This window comes from Streptomyces sp. NPDC002825 (assembly GCF_040295385.1).
In the GTDB taxonomy this organism is placed as follows: Bacteria; Actinomycetota; Actinomycetes; order Streptomycetales; family Streptomycetaceae; genus Streptomyces.
Map to the genome: position 1 here is coordinate 53261 of NZ_JBEOVH010000016.1, position 26609 is coordinate 79869.

General features: G+C 74.1%; 26 protein-coding genes and 1 riboswitch. Of the genes, 14 read left to right on the forward strand and 12 right to left on the reverse strand.

Features of this window, described 5'->3' with window-relative positions; translation table 11 throughout:
* Positions 1–5 precede the first annotated feature (5 nt).
* Entirely contained in the window at positions 6–761 is a 756-nt protein-coding gene (locus ABT041_RS21330) for an SDR family oxidoreductase (protein ID WP_351186674.1), read from the forward strand.
* 3 nt (positions 762–764) lie between these two features.
* Here the strand turns inward: ABT041_RS21330 and amaP are convergent, their stop codons facing one another.
* Genes amaP through ABT041_RS21355 form a run of 5 tightly spaced genes read right to left on the reverse strand, consistent with a single transcriptional unit; the run spans position 765 to position 3063 of the window.
* Positions 765–1352, reverse strand: coding sequence for an alkaline shock response membrane anchor protein AmaP (gene amaP, locus ABT041_RS21335; protein ID WP_351186676.1), 588 nt, complete (start codon positions 1350–1352; stop codon positions 765–767).
* The gene (locus ABT041_RS21340; protein ID WP_351186678.1) at positions 1349–1972 is read right to left on the reverse strand and encodes a DUF6286 domain-containing protein; all 624 of its coding nucleotides are present in this window, start codon (positions 1970–1972) and stop codon (positions 1349–1351) included. Before ABT041_RS21340 ends, amaP begins: the two co-directional genes overlap by 4 nt.
* The gene (locus ABT041_RS21345; RefSeq protein ID WP_351186680.1) at positions 1969–2337 is read right to left on the reverse strand and encodes an Asp23/Gls24 family envelope stress response protein; all 369 of its coding nucleotides are present in this window, start codon (positions 2335–2337) and stop codon (positions 1969–1971) included. The genes ABT041_RS21340 and ABT041_RS21345 overlap by 4 nt, the downstream gene beginning before the upstream one ends.
* 6 nt (positions 2338–2343) lie before the next feature.
* Positions 2344–2535 (reverse strand): hypothetical protein, encoded by a 192-nt coding sequence (locus ABT041_RS21350; protein ID WP_041128582.1) that lies wholly within the window; start codon positions 2533–2535, stop codon positions 2344–2346.
* A gap of 42 nt (positions 2536–2577) precedes the next feature.
* Positions 2578–3063: an Asp23/Gls24 family envelope stress response protein gene (locus ABT041_RS21355; RefSeq protein ID WP_351186682.1), complete on the reverse strand. Its 486-nt coding sequence runs from the start codon at positions 3061–3063 to the stop codon at positions 2578–2580.
* 91 nt (positions 3064–3154) lie between these two features.
* Here ABT041_RS21355 and ABT041_RS21360 point away from each other — a divergent pair, with 91 nt between their 5' ends.
* Entirely contained in the window at positions 3155–3835 is a 681-nt protein-coding gene (locus tag ABT041_RS21360; protein ID WP_351186684.1) for a hypothetical protein, read from the forward strand.
* Positions 3836–3916: 81 nt separating this feature from the next.
* On the opposite strand, the gene ABT041_RS21365 is transcribed toward ABT041_RS21360, so the two are convergent.
* The 3 genes from ABT041_RS21365 to ABT041_RS21375 all read right to left on the reverse strand — a co-directional run bounded on the left by ABT041_RS21365 (position 3917) and on the right by ABT041_RS21375 (position 7025).
* Positions 3917–4717 carry an enoyl-CoA hydratase/isomerase family protein gene (locus ABT041_RS21365; protein ID WP_351186686.1) on the reverse strand — a complete coding sequence of 267 codons (801 nt, stop codon included), beginning with the start codon at positions 4715–4717 and terminating at the stop codon, positions 3917–3919.
* A 133-nt stretch (positions 4718–4850) separates the two neighbouring features.
* The gene (locus ABT041_RS21370) at positions 4851–5072 is read right to left on the reverse strand and encodes a helix-turn-helix domain-containing protein (RefSeq protein ID WP_006123601.1); all 222 of its coding nucleotides are present in this window, start codon (positions 5070–5072) and stop codon (positions 4851–4853) included.
* Positions 5073–5426: 354 nt separating this feature from the next.
* Positions 5427–7025: an ABC-F family ATP-binding cassette domain-containing protein gene (locus ABT041_RS21375; protein WP_351186688.1), complete on the reverse strand. Its 1599-nt coding sequence runs from the start codon at positions 7023–7025 to the stop codon at positions 5427–5429.
* A gap of 269 nt (positions 7026–7294) precedes the next feature.
* Here ABT041_RS21375 and ypfJ point away from each other — a divergent pair, with 269 nt between their 5' ends.
* Positions 7295–8185: a KPN_02809 family neutral zinc metallopeptidase gene (ypfJ, locus tag ABT041_RS21380; protein ID WP_351186690.1), complete on the forward strand. Its 891-nt coding sequence runs from the start codon at positions 7295–7297 to the stop codon at positions 8183–8185.
* A gap of 58 nt (positions 8186–8243) precedes the next feature.
* A complete protein-coding gene (locus tag ABT041_RS21385; RefSeq protein WP_351186691.1) occupies positions 8244–8645 on the forward strand; it encodes a VOC family protein in 402 nt (133 codons plus the stop codon).
* Positions 8646–8660: 15 nt separating this feature from the next.
* On the opposite strand, the gene ABT041_RS21390 is transcribed toward ABT041_RS21385, so the two are convergent.
* Together ABT041_RS21390 and ABT041_RS21395 are read right to left on the reverse strand one after the other, a co-directional pair.
* Positions 8661–10067, reverse strand: a complete 1407-nt coding sequence (locus tag ABT041_RS21390) for a hypothetical protein (RefSeq protein WP_502976566.1) — start codon at positions 10065–10067, stop codon at positions 8661–8663.
* A 99-nt stretch (positions 10068–10166) separates the two neighbouring features.
* Positions 10167–11294, reverse strand: a complete 1128-nt coding sequence (locus ABT041_RS21395; RefSeq protein ID WP_351186693.1) for an alpha/beta hydrolase — start codon at positions 11292–11294, stop codon at positions 10167–10169.
* A 387-nt stretch (positions 11295–11681) separates the two neighbouring features.
* Between ABT041_RS21395 and ABT041_RS21400 the strand changes: the two genes are divergently transcribed.
* The 7 genes from ABT041_RS21400 (at position 11682) to ABT041_RS21430 (ending at position 20032) form a co-directional block, all read left to right on the forward strand.
* Positions 11682–12938: an inorganic phosphate transporter gene (locus ABT041_RS21400; RefSeq protein ID WP_351186695.1), complete on the forward strand. Its 1257-nt coding sequence runs from the start codon at positions 11682–11684 to the stop codon at positions 12936–12938.
* A gap of 16 nt (positions 12939–12954) precedes the next feature.
* Entirely contained in the window at positions 12955–13176 is a 222-nt protein-coding gene (locus ABT041_RS21405; protein WP_351186697.1) for a hypothetical protein, read from the forward strand.
* Positions 13177–13289: 113 nt separating this feature from the next.
* Positions 13290–13429: riboswitch (cobalamin riboswitch) on the forward strand.
* Positions 13430–13464: 35 nt separating this feature from the next.
* Positions 13465–14451 carry a cobalamin biosynthesis protein gene (locus tag ABT041_RS21410; RefSeq protein WP_351186699.1) on the forward strand — a complete coding sequence of 329 codons (987 nt, stop codon included), beginning with the start codon at positions 13465–13467 and terminating at the stop codon, positions 14449–14451.
* Positions 14448–15956, forward strand: coding sequence for a cobyric acid synthase (locus ABT041_RS21415; RefSeq protein ID WP_351186701.1), 1509 nt, complete (start codon positions 14448–14450; stop codon positions 15954–15956). The genes ABT041_RS21410 and ABT041_RS21415 overlap by 4 nt, the downstream gene beginning before the upstream one ends.
* A 49-nt stretch (positions 15957–16005) precedes the next feature.
* Positions 16006–18039 (forward strand): putative cobaltochelatase, encoded by a 2034-nt coding sequence (locus ABT041_RS21420; RefSeq protein WP_351186703.1) that lies wholly within the window; start codon positions 16006–16008, stop codon positions 18037–18039.
* Complete coding sequence (gene cobO, locus ABT041_RS21425) at positions 18039–18647, forward strand: cob(I)yrinic acid a,c-diamide adenosyltransferase (protein ID WP_041128596.1); 609 nt, start codon at positions 18039–18041, stop codon at positions 18645–18647. Before ABT041_RS21420 ends, cobO begins: the two co-directional genes overlap by 1 nt.
* Complete coding sequence (locus ABT041_RS21430) at positions 18641–20032, forward strand: cobyrinic acid a,c-diamide synthase CobB (protein WP_351186705.1); 1392 nt, start codon at positions 18641–18643, stop codon at positions 20030–20032. Before cobO ends, ABT041_RS21430 begins: the two co-directional genes overlap by 7 nt.
* Before the next feature lie 2 nt (positions 20033–20034).
* On the opposite strand, the gene ABT041_RS21435 is transcribed toward ABT041_RS21430, so the two are convergent.
* Entirely contained in the window at positions 20035–20763 is a 729-nt protein-coding gene (locus tag ABT041_RS21435; protein ID WP_351186707.1) for a ZIP family metal transporter, read from the reverse strand.
* Between the two features lie 6 nt (positions 20764–20769).
* Between ABT041_RS21435 and cobC the strand changes: the two genes are divergently transcribed.
* On the forward strand, positions 20770–22488 hold the full coding sequence (gene cobC, locus ABT041_RS21440) for an Rv2231c family histidinol phosphate aminotransferase CobC (protein ID WP_351186709.1): 1719 nt from the start codon (positions 20770–20772) through the stop codon (positions 22486–22488).
* A 113-nt stretch (positions 22489–22601) separates the two neighbouring features.
* Here the strand turns inward: cobC and ABT041_RS21445 are convergent, their stop codons facing one another.
* Positions 22602–23600, reverse strand: a complete 999-nt coding sequence (locus ABT041_RS21445; RefSeq protein WP_351186711.1) for an SCO1860 family LAETG-anchored protein — start codon at positions 23598–23600, stop codon at positions 22602–22604.
* A 354-nt stretch (positions 23601–23954) separates the two neighbouring features.
* On the opposite strand from ABT041_RS21445, the gene ABT041_RS21450 reads away from it, so the two are divergent.
* On the forward strand, positions 23955–26039 hold the full coding sequence (locus tag ABT041_RS21450; protein WP_351186872.1) for a penicillin acylase family protein: 2085 nt from the start codon (positions 23955–23957) through the stop codon (positions 26037–26039).
* Positions 26036–26599 carry a GNAT family N-acetyltransferase gene (locus ABT041_RS21455; RefSeq protein WP_351186713.1) on the forward strand — a complete coding sequence of 188 codons (564 nt, stop codon included), beginning with the start codon at positions 26036–26038 and terminating at the stop codon, positions 26597–26599. The genes ABT041_RS21450 and ABT041_RS21455 overlap by 4 nt, the downstream gene beginning before the upstream one ends.
* Positions 26600–26609 lie beyond the last annotated feature (10 nt).

Sequence of the window (26609 nt, forward strand, 5' to 3'; positions counted from 1 at the left end):
GGCCCATGGATCTGGGACTGAAGGACCGTGTGTACGTGGTGACCGGCGCGACGCGGGGGCTCGGCCGGGCCTCCGCCGAGGCGCTGCTCGCGGAGGGCGCGAAGGTGCTGATCACCGGGCGCGAGGAGAAGACGGTCGCCGACGCGGTGGCCGAGCTGGGTGACGGCGCGGCCGGGATCGCCGCCGACAACGCCGACCCGGGGACCCCGGCCCGGCTGATCGCCGAGGCGCGGGCCCGGTTCGGCGGCTTCGACGGCATCCTGATCAGCGTCGGCGGTCCGGTGCCCGGCTTCGCGGCCGACAACACGGACGAGGAGTGGGCGGCCGCCTTCGACACGGTCTTCCTGGGTGCGGTACGGCTGGCCCGCGCGGCCGCCGAGACGCTCACCGAGGGCGGCGTCATCGGCTTCGTCCTGTCCGGCTCCGTCCACGAGCCGATCCCGGGCCTGACCATCTCCAACGGACTGCGGCCCGGGCTCGCCGGCTTCGCCAAGTCGCTCTCCAACGACCTGGGCCCGCGCGGGATCCGCGTCATCGGCCTGCTGCCGAGCCGCATCGACACCGACCGGGTCCGCTCCCTGGACGCGCTCTCGGGCGACGCGGACGCGGCCCGCGCGGCGAACGAGCTCACGATCCCGCTGCGCCGCTACGGCACCCCGGAGGAGTTCGGGCGCACGGCGGCCTTCCTGCTCTCGCCGGCCGCGTCGTACCTGACGGGCCTGATGCTGCCGGTGGACGGCGGGGCGCGCGCCGAGTTCTGACGCTCAGGCGACCCGGCGGGCGCGGTGCTTCACCGCGCGCAGGCGTGCCTCGGTGGGCAGCTTCGGCAGGCCCGTCGACGTACGGGCGTGGGCGAGGGCCTCGGTGCTGAGGACGGTCAGGGCGTCGCCCGGCGAGGCGTGCGGCTCCAGGAGGAGCCGGATCCGGGTCCTGGGGGCGGCACGGCGGCCCGTGAGGGCGACCTTGGCCCGGGCCACGCCCTCCTGCGCGGCCGCGTCCGCCTCCAGGACGCTCTCCAGGGCACGGCCGCGCAGCACCGCCTCCTCGCCGTCGCCGGTGTCCACGAGGACCTCGGCGAGCCGGGCCCGGCGGAACTGGGCGAGCAGCCACCACAGGGCGAGCAGGACGATGACCCCGAGGGCGGCGATGACCACCGGCCACCACCAGCCCTCGTCCCGCCAGCGCTGCCGCTGTGCGGTGGTGAGCAGCACGTCGTCGGGGCCGGACCAGGGCCACCAGGACGGTACGGAAAGGTCGAGGGCGGCCGCGAGGACGGCGCCGCCGACGACGACGAGGAGCAGCCCGGCGAGCCCGAGCAGGACGCGGTTGACGCGCCGGAGGACCACGGTCACTTGGGCTTCCCTTCCTTCCGGGGCGGCCGGGCCACCCGTACCGTCATGGCGGGCGGACGGGCGAGGCCGAGTTCCTCGACGGCGCCGGCGAGCGCCGTCTCCACATCGGCCTGCACCTCGTCGAGGGCCCGGAAGTGGGACACCGCGCGGACGGCGACCTTGGCGCGGCCGACGCGGACCCGGACGGACTGCACCCCGGAGACCTCCATGACGCGGTCCCGCAGGGTGAGGGCGGCCGCCTCGCGGTCGAGGCCGGCCCGGACGTCGGTGTGTTCGCGGCGCATCGGGAGGACGGCGCGCAGCCCGGGGGTGGCGGCCAGGACGAGGAGCCAGATGCCGAGCAGGACGGCGACGGCGGCGCCGGCGACGATGGCCACGTCGTCGAGCGGCCGGGTCGCGAGGGCGTCGGCGAGTTCGCGCCGCCAGGCCATGGCGGACCGGTCGGCCCGGACGGCCGCGACGTCGTAGAGCAGCAGCCCGGTACCGCCGAGGACGACGGCCGCGAGCAGGGCTGCGGGGATGCGGCGGACGGCCCAGAAACGGCGGACGTGCGCCGCGGGATCGGGCGCGCCGGGGTCGGCGGCGCCCTCGCGGGGTGCGGGTTCCCTGGGTGTGGTCATGCGAGGCGACCCCTCGGCGTGGCGTGGCGGGTGTGCGCGGAGTGGAGGCGCTCGACGTGCACGGTCACCTCGTGGACCTCCAGGCCGACGAGCTGCTCCACGCGCGTGCGTACCCGGCTACGGACCGCGCCGCACTGGCGGCCCACGTCGGAGGGGTAGTCGAGGTCGAGGCTCACCGAGACGCGGGCGGTCTCCCGGTGGACGACCACCTGGGCGTGCGGCTTCGATCCCCCTCGGGGGACGGCGTCGAGCGCCTCCCTGGCCGCCTGGGCGGCGACCTTCGCGACGACCCGGTCGGCGACGGTGGTCGCCCCCCGGTGCCGCACCCCGTCCCGTACCGGGTCGTCTGCCAGATCCGTCCCCACTCCGCGTCACCGCCGCCGGTCGCCGCGTTCGCGGCCGCGGAACAGATCGCCGGGTTCGAGGTCCCCTTCGAGGAACCGGCCGGCCACGAAACCGATCGCCCCGAGGGCCGCGACCAGTACGAACGCTCCGAAGCCGCCGAAGTATCCGGCGAAGCCGAGAGCCATGCCGGCCACCAGGCCGACCACCGCCATGCTCATTCCGAGCCCCTTTCCTGGCCGCTGTCGCCGGGGTTCCGACGACTACTGGAGCCTGGGCTCCGGCTCCTCTTCCTCGTCCTCGGGCAGCTTCACGTCGCTGACCGCGATGTTGACCTCGACGACTTCCAGGCCCGTCATCCGCTCCACGGCGGCGATGACGTTCTCCCGGACGTCGCCGGCGACGTCGGCGATGGACACGCCGTAGTCGACGACGATCTCCAGGTCGAGCGCGGTCTGCACCTCGCCGACCTCGGCCTTCACCCCGCGGGTGACGTTCGCCTTGCCGCCGCCGGTGCCGGGGACGCGGTCGCGGACGGCGCCGAAGGTGCGGGAGAGCCCGCTGCCCATGGCGTGGACGCCGTCGACGTCGCGTGCCGCGAGACCGGCGATCTTCTCGACGACCCCGTCGGCGATCGTCGTCCGGCCCCGGGAAGCCGGTGCGCCGCCGCCCCGTTTGGTCACGGAGGTGCGGCGTGACTCGCGCGGATCGTCCGTCGCGGTGTCTCCGGTCTGAGTGGTGTCCGTCATCATCAAGCCCCTTCTGTCATATTTCGGGGTTCCTCGCCCACATTAAGGGCGCTTGCCCCGATTCGCTCCGGGAATGCGGCAGGCTGGGGGAATGACGACGGGTGACGGTTGGACGACTGCGGTACGGGACCGCCTCGCGCCGGGCAGGCTGCTGCCGCTCGGGGAGGCCGGAGACGGCGCGTGGATCACCGAGCGCGCCGCGCGGGGGGTTCTCGCCCCGGCCGCCGCGGCGGTACGGGGGGTGGTGCCGGGCAGGCTGCGGATCGGGCCCGACCCGGACGAGGAGGAGACGGGCGCCGGTCCGCTTCCGGTGCCGCCGGGCGGGCTCGCGCCGGGCGAGCTGCGGATCACCGCGGACTTCGGGGCGGTCGCGGGCCGTCCGCTGCCGGAGCTGGCCGAGGAGCTGCGGGCGGCCCTGCTCGGGGCGGCCCGCGACGGTCTCGGGCTGCGGGTGACGGCCGTGGACCTGCGGGTGACGGAGCTGCTCGACACGGAGCCGCCGGCGGCGGATCCGGCCGCTCCCCCGCCGGGGCGGCCCGCTCCGGCGACGGACGATCCGGTGGCCCTCGCGGTCCTGCGGGTCGAGGGCGTGGCGGGCGTGACGGACCTGTGGGGCCCGCCGGTGCACCGGGGCCCCGACCAGGTGCGGGTGGAACTGGCGGTGACGGCCGGCCACCGGCCCCTGGACGTGGCGCGCGCCGCCCGAAGCGCCGCGACCACGGCCGCCGATGGGGCGCCCGCGGTCACGGTGCTGGTGTCGGAACTGCGCTGAACGCGCTCATGCGCGGGGCCCGTACGCGCGCGTGAGACAGGGCCTCCGCGTCAGCCATAGGCGCGCGGGGGCCGGGCGTCGTCAGTCGCCCAGGCCCGCCAGGTCGCGCAGGCGGCGGGCCTGGGCGGCGCGTTCGGCGGTGCGCTGCTCCTCGTAGGAGCGGCCGGAGACGCCCTGGAGCAGCGCCTTGGTCTCGTTGACCGCGTCGCGGGGCGCCGCGAGCAGGGCGGCACTGAGGTCCCGTACGGCCGCGTCGAGCTCCTCGGCGGGCACGGACAGGTTGGCGAGACCGATGCGCTCGGCCTCCTCCGCGTGCACGAAGCGGCCGGTGGCGCAGATCTCCAGCGCGCGGGCGTAGCCGACGAGCGAGACGAGGGGGTGCGTCCCGGTCAGGTCCGGGACGAGGCCCAGGCTGGTCTCGCGCATGGCGAACTGCACGTCCTCGGCGACGACCCGCAGGTCGCAGGCGAGGGCGAGCTGGAAGCCCGCGCCGATGGCGTGGCCCTGGACGGCCGCGATCGACACGAGGTCGCTGCGGCGCCACCAGGTGAACGCCTCCTGGTACTCGGCGATGACCGCGTCGAGGTCCGCGTCGGAACCGCGCGCGAGGTCGAGGAAGGACGGCTCGCCGTCGAAGCCCTCGGGCGTGAACGCCTGCCGGTCGAGTCCGGCGGAGAAGGACTTGCCCTCGCCGCGCAGCACGACGACCCGCACGCTGCCGGGCAACGACCGGCCGGCTTCCGTCAACGCCCGCCACAGAGCGGGAGACTGGGCGTTGCGCTTCGCCGGGTTGGTCAGGGTCACCGTGGCAACGGCGTCCTCGACGGTGAGCCGTACACCGTCCTTGTCGAATACGAGCTCAGAGTCGTCGAGCGTAGCCATGGGGCGCCTCCGGTTCCGGTGCAGCACTGCATAACGGGATGCTAAGTGACTGCACAGTAACCACCCGGCCGACCGCAGGGCCGACCGGGTGCCCACCGGGAGGTCCCGGTGGACCGGTCGAGCCGCCCCGATGTCAGGCCGAGGCCGCCTTCTTGCCCCGTGTCGCTCCGCCGCGTCCACGCAGCGTGACTCCGGACTCGCTCAGCATCCGGTGGACGAATCCGTAGGAGCGGCCGGTTTCCTCGGCCAGCGCCCGGATGCTCGCACCGGAGTCGTACTTCTTCTTCAGGTCTGCCGCGAGCTTGTCGCGCGCGGCGCCGGTCACCCGGCTGCCCTTCTTCAGAGTCTCGGCCACCCGTGCCTCCTCATGGGAAGTGCGCTCTGGACTTCTCATGATCACCCCTCCCGTGCGTCCTGGCCACCCATTCGACAAGGTCCGTGCCGCCGGGTTTGTGGACGAGTACGCCGTCATCACGAACGGAAGCAATGATTCCGCGCGACGAAAGAGGCGCCTCCTGACCGCCCGGTACGGGAAGCGCCAGGTCAGCGGGGCATGAGGAACAAACGTTCGACGCGGGTCTGCCGGAAGGATTCGGCAGAGCACCGCGCCGGGGTGTACCAGAGACCCTCACTCAGATGAAGGATCACCCATGAGCCGAATGATCCAGCCCGAGATGATCACCCGGCGGCCCGGGGGCCGCCCCGGGGGTCAGGCGAGGGCCACCAGGTCCGCGTAGTCCGCGCCCCACAGGTCCTCGACGCCGTCCGGGAGCAGGATGATCCGCTCCGGGTCGAGCGCCTCCACGGCGCCCTCGTCGTGGGTGACGAGGACGACGGCGCCCTTGTACGTGCGCAGCGCGCCGAGGATCTCCTCGCGGCTGGCCGGGTCCAGGTTGTTGGTGGGCTCGTCGAGCAGCAGCACGTTCGCCGAGGAGACGACGAGGGTCGCGAGCGCGAGCCGGGTCTTCTCGCCGCCGGAGAGCACGCCCGCCGGCTTGTCGACGTCGTCGCCGGAGAAGAGGAAGGAGCCGAGCGTCTTGCGCACGTCGACGAGGTCGAGGTCGGGCGCGGCCGAGCGCATGTTCTCCAGGACGGTCCGCTCGGGGTCGAGCGTCTCGTGCTCCTGGGCGTAGTAGCCGAGCTTCAGGCCGTGGCCGGGGGTGACCTCGCCGGTGTCGGGCTGCTCGACGCCGCCGAGCAGGCGCAGCAGGGTCGTCTTGCCCGCGCCGTTGAGGCCGAGGATGACGACGCGCGAGCCCTTGTCGATCGCGAGGCTCACATCGGTGAAGATCTCGAGCGAGCCGTAGGACTTGGAGAGCCCCTCGGCGGTGAGCGGGGTCCTGCCGCAGGGCGCCGGCTCCGGGAAGCGGAGCTTGGCGACCTTGTCGGAGGCGCGCACGGCCTCCAGGCCGGAGAGCAGCCGCTCGGCGCGCTTGGCCATGTTCTGCGCGGCGACGGTCTTGGTCGCCTTGGCGCGCATCTTGTCGGCCTGCGAGTTGAGCGCGGCGGCCTTCTTCTCGGCGTTCTGGCGCTCGCGCTTGCGGCGCTTCTCGTCGGCCTCGCGCTGCTGCTGGTAGAGCTTCCAGCCCATGTTGTAGACGTCGATCGTGGAGCGGTTGGCGTCCAGGTAGAAGACCTTGTTCACCACGGTCTCGACGAGGTCGACGTCGTGGGAGATGACGATGAAGCCGCCGCGGTAGGTCTTCAGGTAGTCGCGCAGCCAGACGATGGAGTCGGCGTCGAGGTGGTTGGTGGGCTCGTCGAGGAGCAGGGTGTCGGCGTCCGAGAAGAGGATCCGGGCGAGCTCGACGCGGCGGCGCTGACCGCCGGAGAGGGTGTGCAGCGGCTGGCCCATGACGCGGTCGGGCAGGCCGAGGGCGGCGGCGATGGTGGAGGCCTCGGCCTCGGCCGCGTACCCGCCCTTGGTCAGGAACTCGGTCTCCTGGCGCTCGTACTGGCGCAGCGCCTTGTCGCGGGTGGCGCCGGAGCCGGTGGCGATGCGCTCCTCGTTCATCCGCATCTTCTTGAGGAGGACGTCGAGGCCGCGGGCGGACAGGATGCGGTCGCGGGCCAGGACGTCGAGGTCGCCGGTGCGCGGGTCCTGCGGGAGGTAGCCGACCTCGCCGGAGCGGGCGATGGTGCCGGCGGCCGGCTGACCCTCGCCCGCGAGGCACTTGGTGAGGGTGGTCTTGCCCGCTCCGTTGCGGCCGACCAGACCGATGCGGTCACCCTTGGCGACGCGGAAGGAGGCGGACTCGATGAGGATGCGGGCGCCTGCGCGCAGCTCGATTCCGGAAGCGGTGATCACGGACAGACTCCAGGGCGGTGGGAAAACGGCGGAAGGACGGCTGGTGGCGGGCTTCGACGCCGCTAATGCACCCGAAGGAGAATGGCCATGCGGCCAGTCTAACGGGCGTCTGCAACTGGTTTTCGGCCATGCGGGGGACGAGGACGCTTCCGGACTTTTCTCACATTCCCGCTGATGCCGCTCAAAAGGGGCGGGTGGTTCGAGATCATCTGATACTCGGCGCAGGGCGGCGGCCATGGCCGCGCAAGCGACGCGGAGGGTGGTGGACCGTGCAGTTCGACGACGACGCCGATCTGGACACCTCGGAGGTACGGGACGTCCGGAACAGCCGCATCCCGGGCGGCAGGGCGACCGTCGGCGGCGGCATCATCGGCCTCATCGCGCTGGTCCTCGGCGTGCTCTTCGGGGTGGGTCCCGACCAGCTCGGGCTCTCCTCCGGCGGGGACGAGCCGGTCGCGTCCTCCTCGTCCGCGGCGCAGGTGAACCAGAGCTGCAGGAAGGGCTCGGACGCCAACACGCGCCAGGACTGCCGGATCGTCGCCGTCGTCAACAGCGTCCAGGACTACTGGCGGAGCGAGTACCCGCGGCGGGGCGGCACCTACGGGAGCGCCGCCACCGTGATGTTCAGCCGGCGGGTCGGCACCGCGTGCGGCTCGGCGAGCTCGGCGGTCGGCCCCTTCTACTGCCCCGGCGACCGGCAGGTCTATCTGGACCTGGGCTTCTTCGACGAGCTGCGGACCAAGTTCGGGTCGAGCGGCGGCCCCTTCGCCCAGGCGTACGTCGTGGCGCACGAGTACGGCCACCACGTCCAGAACCTGATGGGCACCCTGAGCCGCGCCCAGGACGGGCGGACCGGCGCGAACTCCAACGCCGTGCGGGTCGAGCTCCAGGCCGACTGCTACGCCGGGGTCTGGGCCCGGCACGCGACGACCACCCCGGACGAGAAGACCGGCCGGCTGCTGCTGACCCGGCTCACCGACGAAGACATCCGGGACGGGCTCGACGCGGCGGCGGCCGTGGGCGACGACCGGATCCAGGAGAGGTTCCAGGGCCGGGTGACGCCGGAGAACTGGACGCACGGCTCGGCGGCGCAGCGCCGGCAGTGGTTCTACGAGGGCTACCGGACGGGCGACATGGCCCGCTGCAACACCTTCCGCTGAGTTGTCGGTGGCGGCTGCCAGACTGAGATCCGGGTCACATCGAGAGGAAGTGATCGGGATGGCTGGGACACCCGACATCTGTCCGGCGCTGCGGTACGCGGACGCGAAGGCCGCGATCAGGCAGCTCACGGAGGGCTTCGGTTTCGGCGAGCACGCCGTGTACGAGGGCGAGGACGGCCGTGTCGTGCACGCCGAGCTCACCTGCGGGAACGGCATGGTGATGCTGGGCAGCAAGGGCAGCGGCAGCGCCTTCGACAAGCTGATGGCCGACGGCGGACCGACCGCGGTGTACGTGCGCGTGGACGACGTCGACGAGCACCACGCGCGGGCGGTGGCGTACGGCATCGAGGTCGTGATGCCGCCGACGGACCAGGAGTACGGCTCCCGGGACTACACGGCCCGGGACGCCGAGGGCAACGTGTGGAGCTTCGGCACGTACGCCCCCGGCGGGGCCGGGTAGGCCCTGCGGAGAAGGTCAGGCTCCCCCGGTGTGGACCTGGAAGGCGGCCCGGCGGACCGCCTTGGCCAGGGCCGGGTCCGGGTGGGCGGCGGCCAGGGCGACCAGGACCTGGACCGTACGGGGATGGCCGACGGCGCGGACCTCGTCGAGCAGCGCCGGGACGGTGCCCTGCACGGCCGAGTCGAGGTGGCGGACGAGCAGCTCGCTCTCCCCGTGGTCGGCGACGGCGGCCGCGGTGTCGACCCAGAGCCAGGTCGACTCCTCGCGGGTCAGCACCTCCTGGGCGTCGTCGGGGTCGGCCCCCTCGTACTCGGCGAGCCAGAGCAGCGCGTACGGGCGGAGCGAGGGCTCGGCGACGGTGGCCCGCACCTCGGCCTCGGCGGGCGCGCCGACGACGCGGAGCGCCTCGAAGGCGAGCCCGCGCAGGAGGGCGTCCTCGCCGCGGGCGACGGCGAGGAGTTCGCCGACGGCGCTGGACAGGGTGCGGGCGGCGAGCCAGGCGCGGTACTCGTCGCGGGCCGGTCCCGGGGTGAGCCGGGCGCAGCCGCGGAGCATGTCCTCGGCGGACTGCTCGATGTTGCCCGCGGGGCTCTGCGCGGCGACGCAGATCTGCTCCAGCTTGACCCAGACCGCCCAGTTGCCGAGCGGGGTCAGGGTGGCGTGACGCCCGTCGGTGCCGGGGTCCAGGGTGAGCGCGCCGACGGCGGCCAGACCGTCGAGGGCCCAGTCGAGGAGGGCGGGCAGCCCGTCGGCGGCGGGGCCGGCGGGGGCGTCCGCGGCCTCGGGCGCCGGCTCGGCCGCGGGGACCTCGCAGCGCTCCTCGCGGAGCTCCTCGACGCGCTGGCCGAGGAGGTCGAGGAGGACGGGGACGAGGACCGGGCCCTGGGAGAGCTGGAGCAGCGAGAGCACCTGCGGGACGGCCTCGACGACCTCGGCGACGGCGCTCGTCGCGACCCCCTCGGGGGCCGGGTGCACCAGGGACCAGGCGTCGAAGAGGGCGACCCAGCCGCGCAGGACGGCGGAGTCGTCGCGGTCCCAGGCATGCAGCCGCCAGCCGGGGCGGGCGGTGTCGCCGTGCAGTTCGACGAGTCCGGCGAGCCGGGCGCGGTCCCAGCCGGCCCGGACCTGGCCGGGCGTCAGGTCCAGTGCGGCCGCCGCCCGTTCCTGGGCGCGGCCGGTGCGGGGTGCCGTGTCGGCGCCGTGCTCGACGGCGGCCCAGCGGGCGATCCGTACGGCGTCGGCGAGGACGTGCCGGGCCTGGCGGGCCAGTTCCGCGCGGGGCGGAGTGCCCTCGGGCGGCCGCGGCGCCGGCCGGGTGCGCCGGGTCGTCACGGCCCGTCGGGCGGTGGCCAGCGCCCGCGGGCGGACGAGTCGGAGTCTGGAGTTGCGCGCCAATGGTTCATCGGGCTTTCGAGACGTCACGGGGGCAGTCTTCCCGCTGACGGCCCGAAAGCCCAATCGGAATCGGACGCCCCGTCGGATCAGGGCCCGGAAGGGCCCGCGGCGACCGGCCGGAGGGCCTCAGAACAGCGGGGTGAGGAAGCGGCGCATGGACTCCTCGTAGCGGAGGGGGTCGGCGTTCCACATCGCGGCGTGCGGGGCCTGCCGCACGGTCTGCAGGCTGACCCGGTCGGGACGGCGGGCGGCGAGTTCGACGGAGGGTTCCCAGGGGGCGATCGTGTCGTCGGGGCCGTGGAAGAGGAGGACGGGGACGCGCAGGGCGTCCGGCTCCGAGGCCTCCTGGAGGAGGTCCTCGCGCGGGGCGGTCCTGCCCTGGGCGGCGCGGACGGCGAGCGGCAGCAGGACGCCGGGGACGTGGCGGGCCGCCGCGAGGTTGCGGAAGGTGGCCGCCCAGTCGAGGACCGGTGAGTCGAGGACGAGGCCGGCGATCCGGTCGCGCACGCCCGATTCGGCGGCGGCGCGCAGGGCCATCGAGGCGCCGGTCCCCCAGCCGTGCAGGACGACCTTGCGGGCGCCGCGGCGGACGGCGTAGCGGATGGCGGCGTCGACGTCCCGCCACTCGGAGTCGCCGAGGTGGGCGAGGCCGTCCGGGGAGGCGGGGGCTCCTTCGTCGCCGCGGTAGGCGGGGACGAGGACGGGGATCTTGCGGCGGTGGAAGAAGGGGACGAGGTTCAGCGGGTGCTCGCGGGTGGTGCCGAGGCCGTGCAGGGCGATCACCCAGGTGGTGCGGTGGCCCGCCACGAGCCAGGCGGGCAGGGGGCCGAGTTCGCCGGGGATCTCGACGTCCTCGTGGGCGAGCCCGAGGGCGCTGATCGGGGTGCCGATGTGCAGCTGGGGGGTGAGCCGGACCCGGGCGCCGGGCCCGAGGACGCCGAGCTCGACCCGCTCCAGGCGGCGGACGACGGTGTCGGCGGTGTGCGGGACCCGGTCGAGGACGGGGCCGAGGACGGCGTGCAGTCCGGGGGCCTCCATCCCGTACGTGCCGGGGCGCAGCGAGGCGAGGCTGCGGGTGAGGGTGATCCGCTCGGGTCCCGTGGCGTGCACGGTGAGCCGGGGGTCTCCGGGCAGTGGTCGTCCGGACGGCGCCTTGAGGGCGACGTCGCTGGCGTACCGGCCGGCCGCGATCGCGGCCGCGCCGACACCGATCAGGGTGGTGACGGCCGCTGCCGTCGCTGTAGCCGGGCGCACGGTCCCAGTCTCGGCAGGACGGGGTGGGGCTGCCACCGGACGGACCCGGACGGGCCCGGACCCGGCCACGGCACCGCCGAACCGGAAGGGTCACCCCGGGGAGTGACATGGGTCTCGTTCGAGGGGTCCCCCGGTCGGATGGCCCCGTCCAGGGAGCGGAACCGGTCGGCCGGGGAGGAACCGGGGCAGGCCGTATGTGCCCCGTGGGGACCGGGATTACCCGTGGTTCCCCGCTGACCGCATCGTGGACAGCTCTCACTCCGGGACCACAAGCGGAACCTCTTGACACCGGATAGGGACACCACGCCGCCCGCCCCAGTTCACCTTCCGTTCACCCAGGTTGCCTACGTTCGACGAGCCACTGACGTCAAACGATTGCCTGGGTAAATGGAACACATCACGCTGCTGCTCGCCATTGTGGTCGTGACAGCTCTCGTGTTCGATTTCACGAACGGTTTCCACGACACCGCCAACGCGATGGCCACGACCATCTCGACCGGTGCTCTCAAGCCCAAGACGGCGGTGGCCATGTCCGCCGTGCTGAACCTCGTCGGCGCGTTCCTGTCCGTGGAGGTCGCCAAGACGATCTCCAAGGGACTCGTCAACGAAGAAGGCATCCAGCCCGAAGTCATCCTCGCCGCACTCGTCGGCGCGATCCTCTGGAACCTGGTGACCTGGCTGGTCGGACTCCCGTCCAGCTCCTCGCACGCCCTGATGGGCGGCCTCATCGGCGCCACCGTCGCCTCGATCGGCATCAGCGGCGTCAACGGCGAGGTCGTCGTCACCAAGGTGCTCATCCCGGCCGTCGCCGCGCCCATCGTCGCGGGCATCGCCGCGATGCTGGCCACGAAGCTGACGTACCGGATCGGCGCCAAGACCGACGAGAAGCACACCGCCAAGGGCTACCGCGTCGGCCAGATCGCCTCCGCCGGTCTCGTCTCCCTCGCCCACGGCACCAACGACGCCCAGAAGACGATGGGCATCATCACCCTGGCCCTGGTCGCCGGCGGCTCCCTCCCCTCCGGCGCCAACCCGCCGGTCTGGGTCATCGTCTCCGCCGGCACCGCGATCGCGCTCGGCACGTACCTCGGCGGCTGGCGCATCATCCGCACCATGGGCAAGGGCCTCACGGACCTCCAGCCGCAGCAGGGCTTCGCCGCCCAGACCAGCGCGGCCACGGTCATCCTGGCCTCCTCGCACCTCGGCTTCTCCCTCTCGACCACGCACTCCGTCTCCGGCGCCGTCATGGGCGCGGGCATGGGCCGCAAGGGCGGTGTCGTCCGCTGGTCGACCGCCACCCGGATGTTCGTCGCCTGGGGCCTGACCCTGCCGGCCGCGGCCCTGGTCGCCGCGGGAGCCGAGTTCGTCGCCCGCCAGGGCGCCTGGGGCGTCTACGTCGTCGCCGCCTTCCTGGTGGCCTCCTGCATCGGCATCTGGCTGGTCTCCCGCCGCGAGGTGGTCGACCACACCAACGTCAACGAGGTCGAGGCCGAGAGCGCGGGTGTCGTGACCACCGCGATGGCCGCCGTCACCCCGCCGCCGGCCGGTTCCGTCGCCGCCGTCGCGGACGAGGACCTGAAGACCACCATCCCCGCGCCGGCCCCCACGGACCCGGCCGCTCCCCCGGCCACCGCCGCGGTCTAAGGAACTGGAACCAAGCATGAAGATCGACTGGGCAGCTCTCGGCTCCGTCTTCGGAGTCAGCCTCGTGGCGACCGTCGCCCTCGTGGGCCTCTTCACCCTCGGTGTCGTCGGCCTCTCCAAGCAGGAGGAGGCCGCCGCCCAGGGAGGCTCCGCCACCCTGGCCCGCACCGGCGCCTACGCCTGCTTCGCCCTGTGCGTCGCGGCCGTGGGGTACGGCATCTACATGATCGTCGCCTGACGCGTCGGGCGTGACCGGCGGGGCGGTCCGCACCTTCGGGTGCGGACCGCCCCGCCGTCGTGTTTGTGGTGCTTCGCACAGTGACGCGGTGCAGGTCAAGGGTGAGTTGACGGCTGTTCTCGGGCCGTGGTGGACTGCCGAGGCCATTACGGCGGCAGTAGAGGAAGTCCGGTGCGATTCCGGCGCGGTCCCGCCACTGTGACCGGATCCCAAGGGTCCGGGAGTCAGGAACTCTCGCCGCCGGTCACGTCGATCCAGGGCGCGGACCCTGAGTGAGGACACAGCGCCATGCCCGGCCGCAGCCCCATCCGCTCCAGAGCCAGCCGCCTCGCCCCGGACGGATTCGCGTACGGCGCGGCCGCCGGTCTCGCCGTCGACCTGCTCCTCGGCGATCCCCGCCGCGGACACCCCGTCGCCGCCTTCGGCCGGGCCGCGAGCCGGGTCGAGAAGGCCCTCTGGCACGACCACCGCGGCTGGGGCGCCCTGCACACCGCCGTGTGCGCCGGTGCCACCGTCACGGCCGGCGCCCTCGCCGCCCGTGCGGTACGGGGCAGCCGCGCCGCCTCCGTCGCCCTCACAGCCGCCTCGGTCTGGGCCGTCGTCGGCGGTACGACCCTGGGGCGCGAGGCCCGCGCGATCGGCGGCGCCCTCGCCGCCGGGGACCTGGAGGTCGCCCGGGAACGGCTCCCGCACCTGTGCGGCCGCGACCCGCAGTCCCTCGACGGTCCCGCGATGGCCCGCGCGGTCGTCGAGTCCGTCGCCGAGAACACCTCCGACGCCGTCGTGGGCGCCCTCTTCTGGGGAGCGGTCGCGGGCGTGCCGGGGCTGGTCGGCTTCCGCGCGGTGAACACCCTCGACGCGATGGTCGGCCACAAGTCCCCCCGGTACCGCCGGTACGGCTGGGCCTCTGCCCGCCTCGACGACGTGGCCGGCTGGCCCGGGGCCCGGCTGACGGCCGCCCTGGCGACGGTCGCCGGCGGCGATCCGCGCGGAGCCGTACGGGCCTGGCGGGCGGACGCCGCCAAGCACCCGAGCCCCAACGCCGGACCGGTCGAGGCCTCCTTCGCGGGCGCCCTCGGCGTGCGGCTCGGGGGCACCCTCTCGTACGCCGGACGGGTCGAGCACCGGCCCGTCCTCAACGGCGAGGGGCGGCCCGTCGAGGTCGCCGACATCGACCGCGCGGTCCGGCTCTCCCGCCGGATCACCGGACTGACCCTGGCCGCCTGCGTCGGCGGCCGCATGATCGCGAGCGCGCTGAAGCGGAGGAACGCATGAGGGGTGGGGGGCTGCTCGTCGCCGGGACCACGTCCGACGCGGGCAAGAGCGTCGTCACGGCCGGCATCTGCCGCTGGCTGGTCCGGCAGGGCATCAAGGTCGCACCGTTCAAGGGACAGAACATGTCCCTCAACTCCTTCGTCACGCGGGAGGGCGCCGAGATCGGCCGCGCGCAGGCCATGCAGGCGCAGGCGGCCCGGGTGGAACCCACCGCCCTGATGAACCCGGTGCTGCTCAAGCCCGGCAGCGACCGCTCCAGCCAGGTCGTCCTCATGGGCAGGCCGGTCGGCGAGATGAGCGCCCGCGGCTACCACGGGGGCCGGCAGCAGACGCTCTTCGAACCGGTGATGGCGTGCCTGGAGGAGCTCCGGGGCACGTATGACGCCGTGATCTGCGAGGGGGCGGGAAGTCCGGCCGAGATCAACCTGCGGCGCACGGACATCGTGAACATGGGCATCGCGCGCGCCGCGAAGCTGCCCGTCGTCGTGGTCGGGGACATCGACCGGGGCGGGGTCTTCGCCCAGTTCTTCGGGACGACGGCGCTCCTCGCGCCCGAGGACCAGGCGCTCGTGGCGGGGTATCTGGTGAACAAGTTCCGGGGCGACGTGTCCTTGCTCGAACCCGGGCTCGACATGCTGCACGGGCTCACCGGACGCCGGACCTTCGGTGTCCTGCCGTACGCGCACGGGCTCGGCATCGACGAGGAGGACGGCCTGCGGGTCTCCCTGCGCGGCACCGTCCGCGAGTCGGTCGTCGCGCCGCCGGTCGGCGCGGACGTGCTGCGGGTCGCCGTCTGCGCCGTACCGCTGATGTCCAACTTCACGGACGTCGACGCGCTCGCCGCCGAACCCGGCGTCGTCGTCCGCTTCGTGGACCGGCCCGAGGAAGTCGTCGACGCCGACCTCGTCGTCGTGCCGGGCACCCGGGGCACGGTCAAGGCGCTGGCGTGGCTGCGGGAGCGGGGGCTCGCCGACGCCCTCGTCCGGCGCGCGGCCGAGGGCCGGCCGGTGCTCGGCATCTGCGGCGGCTTCCAGGCCCTGGCCGAGCGCATCGAGGACGAGGTCGAGTCGAAGGCGGGTGTCGTCGACGGTCTCGGGCTGCTGCCCGTACGGGTGCGGTTCGGGGTCGAGAAGACCCTCGCCCGGCCGGTCGGCGAGGCGCTCGGCGAGCGGGTCGAGGGGTACGAGATCCACCACGGCGTCGCCACCGTGGACGGCGGTGAACCGTTCCTCGACGGGTGCCGGGTCGGCTCCGTGTGGGGTACCCACTGGCACGGCTCGCTGGAGAGCGACGGCTTCCGCCGGGCGTTCCTGCGGGAGGTCGCGGCGGCGGCGGGACGCCGGTTCGTCCCGGCGCCCGACACGTCGTTCGGCGCGCTGCGGGAGGAACAGCTCGACCGCCTCGGCGACCTCATCGAGGAACACGCGGACACGGACGCGCTGCTGCGGCTGATCGAGAACGGCGCGCCGGAGGGGCTGCCGTTCGTGCCGCCGGGTGCGCCGTGAGCGCCCCCTCCTCCCCCACTCCCGTACCTATCGAAGGAGCGACCACCCGATGAGCACCCGGTATCCGTTCACCGCCGTCGTCGGCATGGACGATCTGCGGCTCGCCCTGCTGCTGAACGCCGTCAGCCCGGCCGTGGGCGGGGTGCTCGTGCGCGGCGAGAAGGGGACCGCCAAGTCCACCGCCGTCCGGGCGCTCGCCGAGCTGCTGCCGGAGGTTCCGGTGGTCGCGGGGTGCCGGTTCAGCTGTGACCCGGCCTCCCCCGACCCCGGCTGCCCGGACGGGCCGCACGGCGACGCACCCGGCACCACGCGTGCCGCGCGGATGGTCGAGCTGCCCGTCGGCGCCTCCGAGGACCGGCTCGTCGGCTCGCTCGACATCGAGAAGGCCCTCGCCGAGGGCGTGAAGGCCTTCGAGCCGGGGCTCCTCGCCGCCGCGCACCGGGGCATCCTGTACGTCGACGAGGTCAACCTGCTCAGCGACCACCTCATCGACCACCTGCTCGACGCAGCCGCCATGGGCGCCTCCCACGTCGAGCGCGAAGGCGTCTCCGTGCGGCACGCCGCCCGCTTCCTGCTCGTCGGGACCATGAACCCCGAGGAGGGCGAGCTCCGGCCCCAGCTCCTCGACCGCTTCGGTCTCACCGTCGAGGTCGCCGCCTCGCGGGACCCCGAGCAGCGCGTCGAGGTCGTCCGTCGGCGGCTCGCGTTCGAGGACGACCCGGCCGCCTTCGCCGCCCGCTGGGCCGCCGAGGAGGCCGCCCTGCGCGAACGGATCGTCGCCGCCCGGGCCTTGCTGCCGCAGGTGACCCTCACCGACGCCGTGCTGCTCCAGATCGCCGCGACCTGCGCCGCGTTCGAGGTGGACGGCATGCGCGCCGACATCGTGATGGCCCGGACCGCGACCGCGCTGGCCGCCTGGGCGGGACGGACCGAGGTCACCTCGGAGGACGTCCGGCAGGCCGCGCTCCTGGCCCTCCCCCACCGCCGCCGGCGCTCGCCCTTCGACGCGCCCGGCCTCGACGAGGACAAGCTCGACGAGACCCTGGAGCAGTTCAAGGGGGACGCACCGGACGACGATCCCGAGCCGGACGGCCCGGGTGACGGCGGTCCGGGCGGGGGCGGCGGGGGCGTTCCGCCTCAGGGTGACGGGCCCGACGGTCCCGCGCCCGAGTCCGCCGAGGTCCCGGAGAGCGCGCCCTCCCCCGCCCCGCAGGGCCCCGGCTCCGGTGCCGGTGAGCGCGCCGCCGTGAAGGCCGGCGAGCCCTTCCGTACGAAGGTGCTGAGCGTGCCCGGTCTCGGCGAGGGTGCGGCCGGTCGCCGTTCCCGCGCCCGCACCGAGCACGGCCGTACGACCGGATCCACCCGGCCCCGGGGCGCGCTGACCAAGCTGCACCTGGCCGCGACCGTCCAGGCCGCCGCCCCGCACCAGCGGGCGCGCGGCCGGTCCGGGCCCGGGCTCGTCGTCCGGCGGGACGACCTGCGGCAGGCGACCCGGGAGGGGCGCGAGGGGAACCTGGTGCTCTTCGCCGTGGACGCCTCCGGGTCGATGGCCGCCCGGCAGCGGATGAGCGCCGTCAAGGGCGCCGTGCTCTCGCTGCTGCTCGACGCCTACCAGCGGCGCGACAAGGTCGGTCTCGTCACCTTCCGGGGGCGGGACGCCGAGGTCGCGCTGCCGCCGACCTCGTCCGTGGACGCGGCCGCCGCCCGCCTGGAGAAGCTGCCGACCGGAGGCCGTACGCCGCTCGCCGCCGGGCTCCTCAAGGCCCATGACGTGCTGCGGGTCGAACGGCTCCGGGACCCCTCGCGCCGACCGCTGCTCGTCGTCGTGACCGACGGACGGGCGACCGGCGGCGGCGCCGACCCCGTGGCGCTCGCGGCCCGGGCCGCGCGGCTGCACGCCGCCGACGGCACGGCGAGCGTGGTCGTCGACTGCGAGACCGGGCCGGTGCGGCTCGGACTCGCGGGGACCCTGGCACGTGAACTCGGCGGCACCGCCGTCACCTTGGACGAGCTGCGCGCCGACTCGATCGCCGGCCTCGTCAGAGACGTACAAGCAGACAACGCCATCAGGAGGGCCGCTTAATGCCGCAGGGACAGCCGACCGTCGTACCCGACGACGGTCTCACCACCCGTCAGCGCCGCAACCGGGCCCTGGTGATGGTCCACACCGGCGTCGGCAAGGGGAAGTCGACCGCCGCGTTCGGCATGGCGCTGCGCGCCTGGAACCAGGGCTGGCCCATCGGGGTGTTCCAGTTCGTGAAGTCCGCCAAGTGGAAGGTCGGCGAGGAGAACGCCCTCAAGGCGCTCGGCGAGACCGGCAAGGGCGGCACGGTCACCTGGAACAAGATGGGCGAGGGCTGGTCCTGGATCCAGCGCGAGGTCGCCGAGGGCGAGCAGTCCCACGAGGACAAGGCCCGCGAGGGCTGGGAGCAGGTCAAGCGGGACCTCGCCGAGGAGAAGTACAAGTTCTACGTCCTCGACGAGTTCGCCTACCTGCTGCACTGGGGCTGGATCGACGTCAAGGAGGTCGTCGAGGTGCTGCGCGACCGTCCGGGTCAGCAGCACGTCGTCATCACCGGCCGCAACGCGCCGCAGGAGCTGCTCGACTTCGCGGATCTCGTCACCGACATGTCCAAGGTCAAGCACCCGATGGACGCCGGTCAGAAGGGCCAGCGGGGCATCGAGTGGTAGCACGTCTCGTCATCGCCGCGCCGTCCTCCGGCGCGGGCAAGACCACGGTCGCGACCGGCCTCATGGCCGCGTTCGCCGGCCGTGGTCTGGCCGTCTCCCCGCACAAGGTCGGCCCCGACTACATCGACCCGGGCTACCACGCGCTCGCGACCGGCCGTCCGGGCCGCAACCTCGACGCGTACATGTGCGGTACGGGGCAGATCGCGCCGCTCTTCCTGCACGGGTCGCGCGGCTGCGACCTGGCCGTGGTCGAGGGCGTCATGGGCCTGTACGACGGCGCCGCCGACCAGGGCGAGCTGGCGTCCACCGCGCAGGTGGCGAAGCTGCTCAAGGCGCCGGTGGTGCTGGTCGTCGACGCGTCCTCGCAGTCGCGGTCGGTGGCGGCGCTCGTGCACGGCTTCGCGTCCTGGGACCCGGAGGTGCGGATCGGGGGCGTGATCCTCAACAAGGTCGCGACGGACCGGCACGAGCACCTGCTGCGGGAGGCGCTCGGGGAGTCGGGGGTGCCGGTGCTTGGCGTCCTGCGGCGGGCACCTGCCGTGGCCACGCCTTCGCGGCACCTGGGGCTTGTGCCGGTGGCCGAGCGGCAGGCCGCCGCGGTTGCCGCTGTCGCGGCTCAGGCGGAGCAGGTGCGGCAGGGGTGCGACCTGGAGGCGCTGCTTGCGCTTGCGCGGTCGGCGCCGCCGTTGGGCGTCGAGCCGTGGGTGGCTGAGGTCGGGGAGCGGCTGCACGCCGGTGGTTCCGTTGTGCCCACCCGTTCCGCCCCGGCGGAACGAATGCCCACAACGCGGCCTGTCGTAGCCGTCGCCGGTGGGGCGGCGTTCACGTTCTCGTACGCCGAGCACACCGAGCTCCTGCGCGCCGCCGGCGCCGAGGTCGTCACCTTCGACCCGCTCCGGGACGAGGCCCTCCCCGAGGGGACCCGCGGGCTCGTCATCGGCGGCGGCTTCCCCGAGATGTACGGCGAGCAGCTCTCCGCCAACGAGCCGCTGCGCAAGGCCGTGGCGGAGCTCGCCGCGACGGGCGCGCCCGTCGCCGCCGAGTGCGCCGGCCTGCTGTACCTGGCGCGGTCGCTCGACGGGCACCCGATGTGCGGCGTGCTCGACGCCGACGCGCGCATGTCGGAGCGTCTGACGCTCGGCTACCGGGACGCGGTGGCCGTCAGCGACAGCGTCCTCGCGCCGGCCGGGGCGCGGCTGCGCGGGCACGAGTTCCACCGCACCGTGATCGAGCCGGGCGCCGGGCCGCTGGCGGCCTGGGGTCTGCGGCAGCCGGAGCGGCGCGTGGAGGGCTTCGTGCAGGGCGGGGTGCACGCCAGCTATGTGCACACCCACTGGGCGGGGTCCCCGGAGGTCGCCGCGCGGTTCGTGGAGCACTGCGCGTGAGTTCAGCCGCCCGAGACGCCCACCACGAGCCAGATGAAGGCCACGCCCGCCACCGTGCACAGCAGGGTGGAGCGGGCCGGATGCGCGTGGTGGGCCTCCGGCAGGATCTCGGCGGCGGCGAGGTAGAGCAGTGCGCCGCCGAAGAATCCGAGATAGCAGCCGAGCAGTTCCTCCGGAAGGGTGAACAGCGTGGCGAGTCCGGCGCCGACGAGCGGGGCGACGGCGTCCGCGACGAGCATCGCGAGGGCCTTGCGGCGGGCGTTTCCGTAGAGGCTCGTGATCGTGTACGTGTTGAAGCCGTCGGCGAAGTCGTGGGTGATGACGGCGAGGGCGACGGTGGCGCCCATGCCGCCGCCGACCTGGAAGGCGGCGCCGAGCGCGACGCCGTCCATGAGGCTGTGCAGGACCATCGCGGCGGCGGCCGTCAGGCCGACCTGCGGAACCCTTTCGTCCGCTCCGACGCCGTGGGCGGCGCGGCGGACGGCGAGCAGCCTCTCGACGACGTGGGCGAAGAGGAAGCCTCCGACGAAGAGCAGCAGGGCCTCGGGGACGCCGAAGACCTTCTTCCCGGCGGCCTCCAGGGCCTCCGGCAGGAGGTCGAGTCCGACAACGCCGAGCATGAGCCCGCCGGCGAGGCCGAGGACGAGGTGGCGGCGGTCGGTGACGCGCCCGGCGACCCAGCCGCCGAAGAGCGTCATCAGGAACGCGCCGAGCGCGACGACTACAGCCATGGGCCTTTGCTATCGGATGGGACGGCGTCCGCGCACCTCGGCGTCGGGGCCCGGTCGGGCGTGCCGGTGTCCGAGGTCCTCGCGCTCGTGGACGCGTGCCTGAGCGAGGCGGGTCTGACGCGCGCCGATGCCGGGTCGCTGGCCACGCTCGACGCGCGGGCTGCGGAGCCGGGGATCGTGGCGGCCGCCGCGGCGCTCGGGGTGCCGGTGCGCGGGTTCACGGCCGACGAGCTGGCGGCCGTTCCCGTACCGCATCCCTCGGCCCTGCCGCTGGCCGCGACGGGCACGGCGTCCGTGGCGGAGGCGGCGGCGCTGCTCGCGGCGGGTGCGGGTACGGAGACGGAGACGGCCACAGAGACGGCGGCCGGGGATGCGGAGGCGGGCACGCGCGCGTGTAGGGAACCGGCCACAGGCACGCACGCACGTACGGAACCGGCCACGGGCACGCCTGCGCGTACGGAAACGGAATCCGACCGTCGAGCCGGCCCCGTGCTGCTCGTGCCGAAGCGGAAATCTCGGCGCGTGACCTGCGCGATCGCCGGTTTCCTCCCGTTTCGTCCGAACGAAGTGACGTCCGTCGCACGGTTGTTGCCCTTGACGCACGGGTACATCGCTGGCGAGCCTGGCTCACCCCCCACCATCCCCACCCCCCACACGACGGCGGCCATGGACACCCACACGGACAGCGACGCCCACGACCTGCGCCACCACGGTGACGCCGAGGTCAGGGACGAGAAACTCATCGATCTGGCGGTCAACGTCCGGACGAACACGCCGCCGGACTGGCTGCGCGAGCGGATCGCCGACTCGCTGACCGGGCTGGCGGCCTATCCGGACGGCCGGGCCGCGCGGGCGGCGGTCGCCGAGCGGCACGACCTGCCGTCGAACCGGGTGCTGCTCACGGCGGGTGCGGCGGAGGCGTTCGTGCTGCTGGCGCGGGCGCTGCCGGTGCGGCGGCCGGTGGTGGTGCACCCCCAGTTCACCGAGCCGGAGGCGGCGCTGCGGGACGCCGGGCACGAGGTGGGCCGGGTGCTGCTGCGCAAGGAGGACGGTTTCCGGCTGGATCCGGCGGCGGTTCCCGAGGACGCCGACCTGGTGGTGATCGGGAACCCCACGAACCCGACCTCGGTGCTGCATCCGGCCGCCTCGATCGCGGCGCTCGCCCGGCCGGGGCGGGTGCTGGTGGTGGACGAGGCGTTCATGGACGCGGTGCCGGGCGAGCGGGAGTCGCTGGCCGGGCGGACGGACGTGCCGGGGCTCGTGGTGCTGCGGAGCCTCACCAAGACCTGGGGGCTCGCCGGCCTGCGGATCGGGTACGTGCTGGCCGAGCCGGAGACGATCGCGGCCCTGGAGCGGACGCAGCCGCTGTGGCCGGTGTCGACGCCGGCCCTGGTGGCGGCGGAGGCCTGCATGTCGCGGGCGGCGCTCGCGGAGGCGGAGCACGCGGCGCACCGGATCGGGGTGGAGCGGGCCCATCTGCTGGCCGGGCTCGCCGAGTTCGACGAGGTGCGGACGGTGGCGGGGGCGGAGGGGCCCTTCGTCCTGCTGCGGACCGACGGCGCGGACGTGGTGCGGGAGCGGCTGCGGGCCCTGGGGTTCGCGGTCCGCCGGGGCGACACGTTTCCGGGGCTCGACCGGCACTGGCTGCGGCTCGCGGTCCGGGACCGGGCGACGACGAACCGTTTCCTGCAGGCGCTCGACCAGGCACTGCTGATCTGCGGCTGAGCCGCACGGCCTGAGGTACGCGGAAGGGTCCGGGGAGGGCGGTGTCGTCACCGCCGCCCTCCCCGGACCCTGGTTTCCCTCCCCGCGCCCCCGGGCGCTTCCCCCTCGGGCCGTCAGCCGCGGTTGCGGGCGCGCGAGCGGGTCACGGCGAGGGCGCCTCCGCCGGCGACGAGGAGGGCGAGCGCTCCGGCCGCGATGTACGGGGTGGTGGAGCTGCCGCCGGTCTCGGCGAGGTTCTCGGTGGGCGTGGTGCCGCCGTTGTTGGTCTTGATGCCGCCGGCATCGCTCGGCTCGACCGAGGGCTGCTGCGTGGGCCGCTCGCTGGGCTGCTGGGTGGGCCGCTCGGTCGGCTTCTCGGTGGGCTTCTGCGTGGGCTTCTCGGTCGGGGTCGTGCCCTTGGGCGTCTCGCAGGTGGCCTCGGCGAGGGTCACGGTGCCGTTGACCTCGGCGACGCCGAGCTTCAGCGGGTTGACCTCCACCTTGAGTTCGAGGGCCGTGGCGGCGGCGGTGCGGGAGGTCGTGGACGTACGGGAGAGGTCAAGGGTGACCTGGCCGACGCCCGGCACGCTCACCTGGGTCCGGCCGGCCGCGGACAGGGTGGTCTTCTTGCCGAACACGGTGACGTGGCCGAGGACGTTGGACTGGGCGACCGGCTTCTTCCCCACCTCGCACAGCGCCTTGGAGGTGACCTTCTCGACCTCGATGAGGGAGAGCAGCGGGATGCCGGGGACGTGGACCCGGGCCTTGACGAGGTTGACGTACCCCTCGGCCTTCTTGTCGCCCACGGTGGCGTCCGCGGTGGCGACGTCGGCCTTGAGGAGGTCGACCGGCTTGCCGCCCTCGGCTCCCTGCACCTTCACGGAGAGCGCGGTCTCGTTCTCGGTCTCGGGCGCCTCGACCTCGTTGAGGGAGGCGCGCACCGGCACGTTCACGGTCTTGCCGAGCAGGGAGACGTCGAGGCCGGCCCGCAGCACGGCGGCGGTGGCGCGCCCTTCGCCGCCCGTGGCGTGCGCCGCGGGGGCCGCGAGGAGCACGGGGCCGACGGCCAGGGCGGCGACGGTCGCGGCGGCGGCGGAGCGACGTACGGGCATGCGGAAGGTGTTGCTGTTCAAGATGGTGGAACCCCCACAGGAGACATGGCGTCGCCGGCCGCTCACCACGGGGACGGTGGGTCGGCGCGGCCTCGGCGACTTGAGACACCGGAATCTTTACGCACGGAGAGTGAACCGGCAGTCGCCTGGCGTGAGTTCACTCCAAAGGGGGGTTTCCGTGTTCATTTTCGATTTTTCTCGACACAACCGTTCTCGGTTTTCCCGCGCGTTTCGTACGGCGCCGGGTGTGCGGGAGGGGTGAGAACGAGCCGCGTGGCTCCCGGGTCACGGATCGTCAACCTGGCGCGAGGAGCGAGGTCCGGACTCCTGTAGGCTAATTTAGGCCAGCCTAACCTAAGAAAGGGCTCCGTGAGCGTGAGCATCGAGGTCTACCGGGACGCCTGGGGCGTCCCCCATCTGCGCGCCGCGGACCCGGACGAACTCGCCTTCGCCCAGGGGCGGGTCACCGCCCGCGACCGCGCCTGGCAGCTGGAGGTCGAGCGCCACCGGGCGCAGGGCACCACCGCCGCCTTCCTCGGTGGCGCCGAGCTCGGCTGGGACACCTTCGCCCGCCGGGTCAGGATCGCCGACACCGCCCGCCGCTGCTTCGAGCGGCTGGACGCGACCGACGCGCCGACGGCCGCGTGGGTACGCGCGTACGTGGACGGGGTCAACGACGGTCTCGCCGAAGGCGCGGGCCGCGCACCCGAGTTCGCCGACACCGGCCTCGCGCCCGGCCGCTGGGAGCCCTGGACGCCGCTCGCCGTCTGGCTCTCCACCCACATCCTCTTCGCCGGCTTCCCCACCAAGCTGTGGCGGGACGAGGTCGCCCGGCGGCTCGGCGAGGAGTGGACGGAGCTCTTCGCCACCGACGGCCCCGGCACCGCCGGCTCCAACGGCTGGGTCGTGTCCGGCGGACGCACCGCGAGCGGGGCGGCCCTGGTGGCCGGCGACCCGCACCGGTTCATCGAGGCCCCCGGCGTCTACCAGCAGATCCGGCTCGCCTGCCCCGCGTACGACGTGGTCGGCCTCGCCGTGCCCGGCGTCCCCGGACTCGCCCACTTCGGCCACACCGGCCCGGTGGCCTGGGCGATCACCAACGCGATGGCCGACTACCAGGACCTCTACCGGGAACGGCTGCGCCGGCTCCCCGACGGCACCGTGGAGGCCCTCGGCCCGGACGGCTGGGCCCCGGCGGCCGCACATGCGGAGACGATCGAGGTCGCGGGCGCGGACCCGGTGGTCGTCGAGGTGATCGAAACCGCCCGCGGGCCGGTCATCATCGACGCGGAGGCGGACACGGGCGGGGACGCGACCGGCGTCCGGGAGGCGCTCGCCCTGCGGTACCCGCCGCGGGTCACCGGTGAGCTCGGCTTCGGGGTGCTGCCCGCGCTGCTTCGCGCCCGCACCGTCGCCGACGTGGACGCGGCCCTCGACGGCTGGGTCGAGCCCGTGAACGTCGTCCAGGCCGCCGACACCGCGGGCGGCCTCCTGCACCGGGTCGCAGGACACGTCCCCGTACGCCACCGGGCCAACTCCCTGCGCGTCGTGCCCGCCTGGGACCCGGCGCACGCCTGGGCCGACGCCCCGGCGCCGCTGCCCCGCGCCGAGGTCGACGGCCACGCCGTGATGGCCAACGCCCGAGGCCTGGCCGCCCCCCTGGGCGTCGAGTTCGCGCCGCCGCACCGGGCGGCCCGGATCGAGGCGCTGCTCGGCGCCTCGGCGGACTGGACGCCGGAGACGACGGCCGCGATCCACTCGGACACCGACACCCCCTCGGCGGCCCCCCTCCTGGACGCCGTACGCCGCACGGGCCCGGGCCTCTCCCCCGCCGGCGCGGGCGTCCGGGAACGGCTGCTCGCCTGGGACCGGCGGATGGACGCCGACAGTCCGGACGCCGGTCTGTACGCGGCCGTGCGCGGGGCCGTCGTCCGCCGCCTCACCGCGCACGAGGCCTTCGCGGCGCTGCGCGAACCCGCCCCGTACCCCGAGCTCTTCCGGCCCTGGCTCGGGCTCGGGGCGCGCGTCGCCTTCGCCCTGGAGACGCTGCTCGTCGCCGGGCCCGTGCCCGCCGGCGACGTCGACCGGATCGTGCGCGAGGCCCTCGAGGAGACGGCGGCCGGTGAGCCGCCCGCCGCCTGGGGCGTGACCCACCGGCTCGCGCCCTGGCAGGCGCTGCCCGATCCCGACGACGAGCAGTGGCCGGGCCTCGGCGGGGACCACGACTGCGTGTTCTCCACGTCCAGCGTGCCCGGCTGGACCGACCGCAGCGCCCGCGCCTCCGCCGCGCGCTACGTCTGGGACCTCGCCGACCGGCAGCGGAGCCGCTGGATCGTGCCGTTCGGCGCCTCCGGAGTCCCCGGCGACCCGCACCACCGCGACCAACTCCCCTTGTGGCTGCGGGGCGAGCTCGCCCCCGTCACCACCGACTGGCAGAACCTCACCAAGGAGCAGGGATGACCACCGCCGCCGTACACGTCCAGACCGTCGAGGGCTTCGGAACCGTCACGGTCCGGCCCGTCGACCCCGACGGCGACGCCCCGCTCCTGCACGGCTGGGTCAACGAGGAACGCGCCCGCTTCTGGGGCATGGCCGGGACCACCGTCGAGCAGGTCCGGGAGATCTACGCGCACCTCGACTCGCTGACCACGCACCACGGTTACCTGGTCAGCCGGGACGGGGAGCCGGTCGCCCTCTTCCAGACGTACGACCCCGAGGCCGACCGGGTGAGCGAGTGCTACGAGGTGCTTCCGGGCGACATCGGCGTGCACCTGCTCGTGGCGCCGGGGCTCGCTCCGGAGCCCGGCTTCACCGGCCTGCTGCTCGTCGCGCTCGTCGACTTCACGCTGACCGACCGCACCCGGATCGTCGTCGACCCGGACGCCGCCAACGAGAAGGCGCTCGCCCGGCTCGTGCGCGCCGGTTTCGAGCTGGGGCCCGAGGTCGTGCTCCCCGAGGTGGACCTGCCGGAGGTCTTCATCCCGGAGAAGCGGGCCCGGCTCGGATTCCTCAGCCGCTGACGGCCGGGGC

Excerpts from the sequence above, each read along its gene's own strand:
- ABT041_RS21330 (WP_351186674.1), top strand. The coding sequence starts at position 6 with ATGGATCTGGGACTGAAGGACCGTGTGTACGTGGTGACCGGCGCGACG.
- ABT041_RS21340 (WP_351186678.1), bottom strand. The coding sequence starts at position 1,972 with ATGACCACACCCAGGGAACCCGCACCCCGCGAGGGCGCCGCCGACCCC.
- ABT041_RS21350 (WP_041128582.1), bottom strand. The coding sequence starts at position 2,535 with ATGAGCATGGCGGTGGTCGGCCTGGTGGCCGGCATGGCTCTCGGCTTC.
- ABT041_RS21355 (WP_351186682.1), bottom strand. The coding sequence starts at position 3,063 with ATGACGGACACCACTCAGACCGGAGACACCGCGACGGACGATCCGCGC.
- ABT041_RS21360 (WP_351186684.1), top strand. The coding sequence starts at position 3,155 with ATGACGACGGGTGACGGTTGGACGACTGCGGTACGGGACCGCCTCGCG.
- ABT041_RS21365 (WP_351186686.1), bottom strand. The coding sequence starts at position 4,717 with ATGGCTACGCTCGACGACTCTGAGCTCGTATTCGACAAGGACGGTGTA.
- ABT041_RS21385 (WP_351186691.1), top strand. The coding sequence starts at position 8,244 with ATGGCTGGGACACCCGACATCTGTCCGGCGCTGCGGTACGCGGACGCG.
- ABT041_RS21400 (WP_351186695.1), top strand. The coding sequence starts at position 11,682 with ATGGAACACATCACGCTGCTGCTCGCCATTGTGGTCGTGACAGCTCTC.
- ABT041_RS21405 (WP_351186697.1), top strand. The coding sequence starts at position 12,955 with ATGAAGATCGACTGGGCAGCTCTCGGCTCCGTCTTCGGAGTCAGCCTC.
- ABT041_RS21410 (WP_351186699.1), top strand. The coding sequence starts at position 13,465 with ATGCCCGGCCGCAGCCCCATCCGCTCCAGAGCCAGCCGCCTCGCCCCG.
- ABT041_RS21415 (WP_351186701.1), top strand. The coding sequence starts at position 14,448 with ATGAGGGGTGGGGGGCTGCTCGTCGCCGGGACCACGTCCGACGCGGGC.
- ABT041_RS21420 (WP_351186703.1), top strand. The coding sequence starts at position 16,006 with ATGAGCACCCGGTATCCGTTCACCGCCGTCGTCGGCATGGACGATCTG.
- cobO (WP_041128596.1), top strand. The coding sequence starts at position 18,039 with ATGCCGCAGGGACAGCCGACCGTCGTACCCGACGACGGTCTCACCACC.
- ABT041_RS21435 (WP_351186707.1), bottom strand. The coding sequence starts at position 20,763 with ATGGCTGTAGTCGTCGCGCTCGGCGCGTTCCTGATGACGCTCTTCGGC.
- ABT041_RS21455 (WP_351186713.1), top strand. The coding sequence starts at position 26,036 with ATGACCACCGCCGCCGTACACGTCCAGACCGTCGAGGGCTTCGGAACC.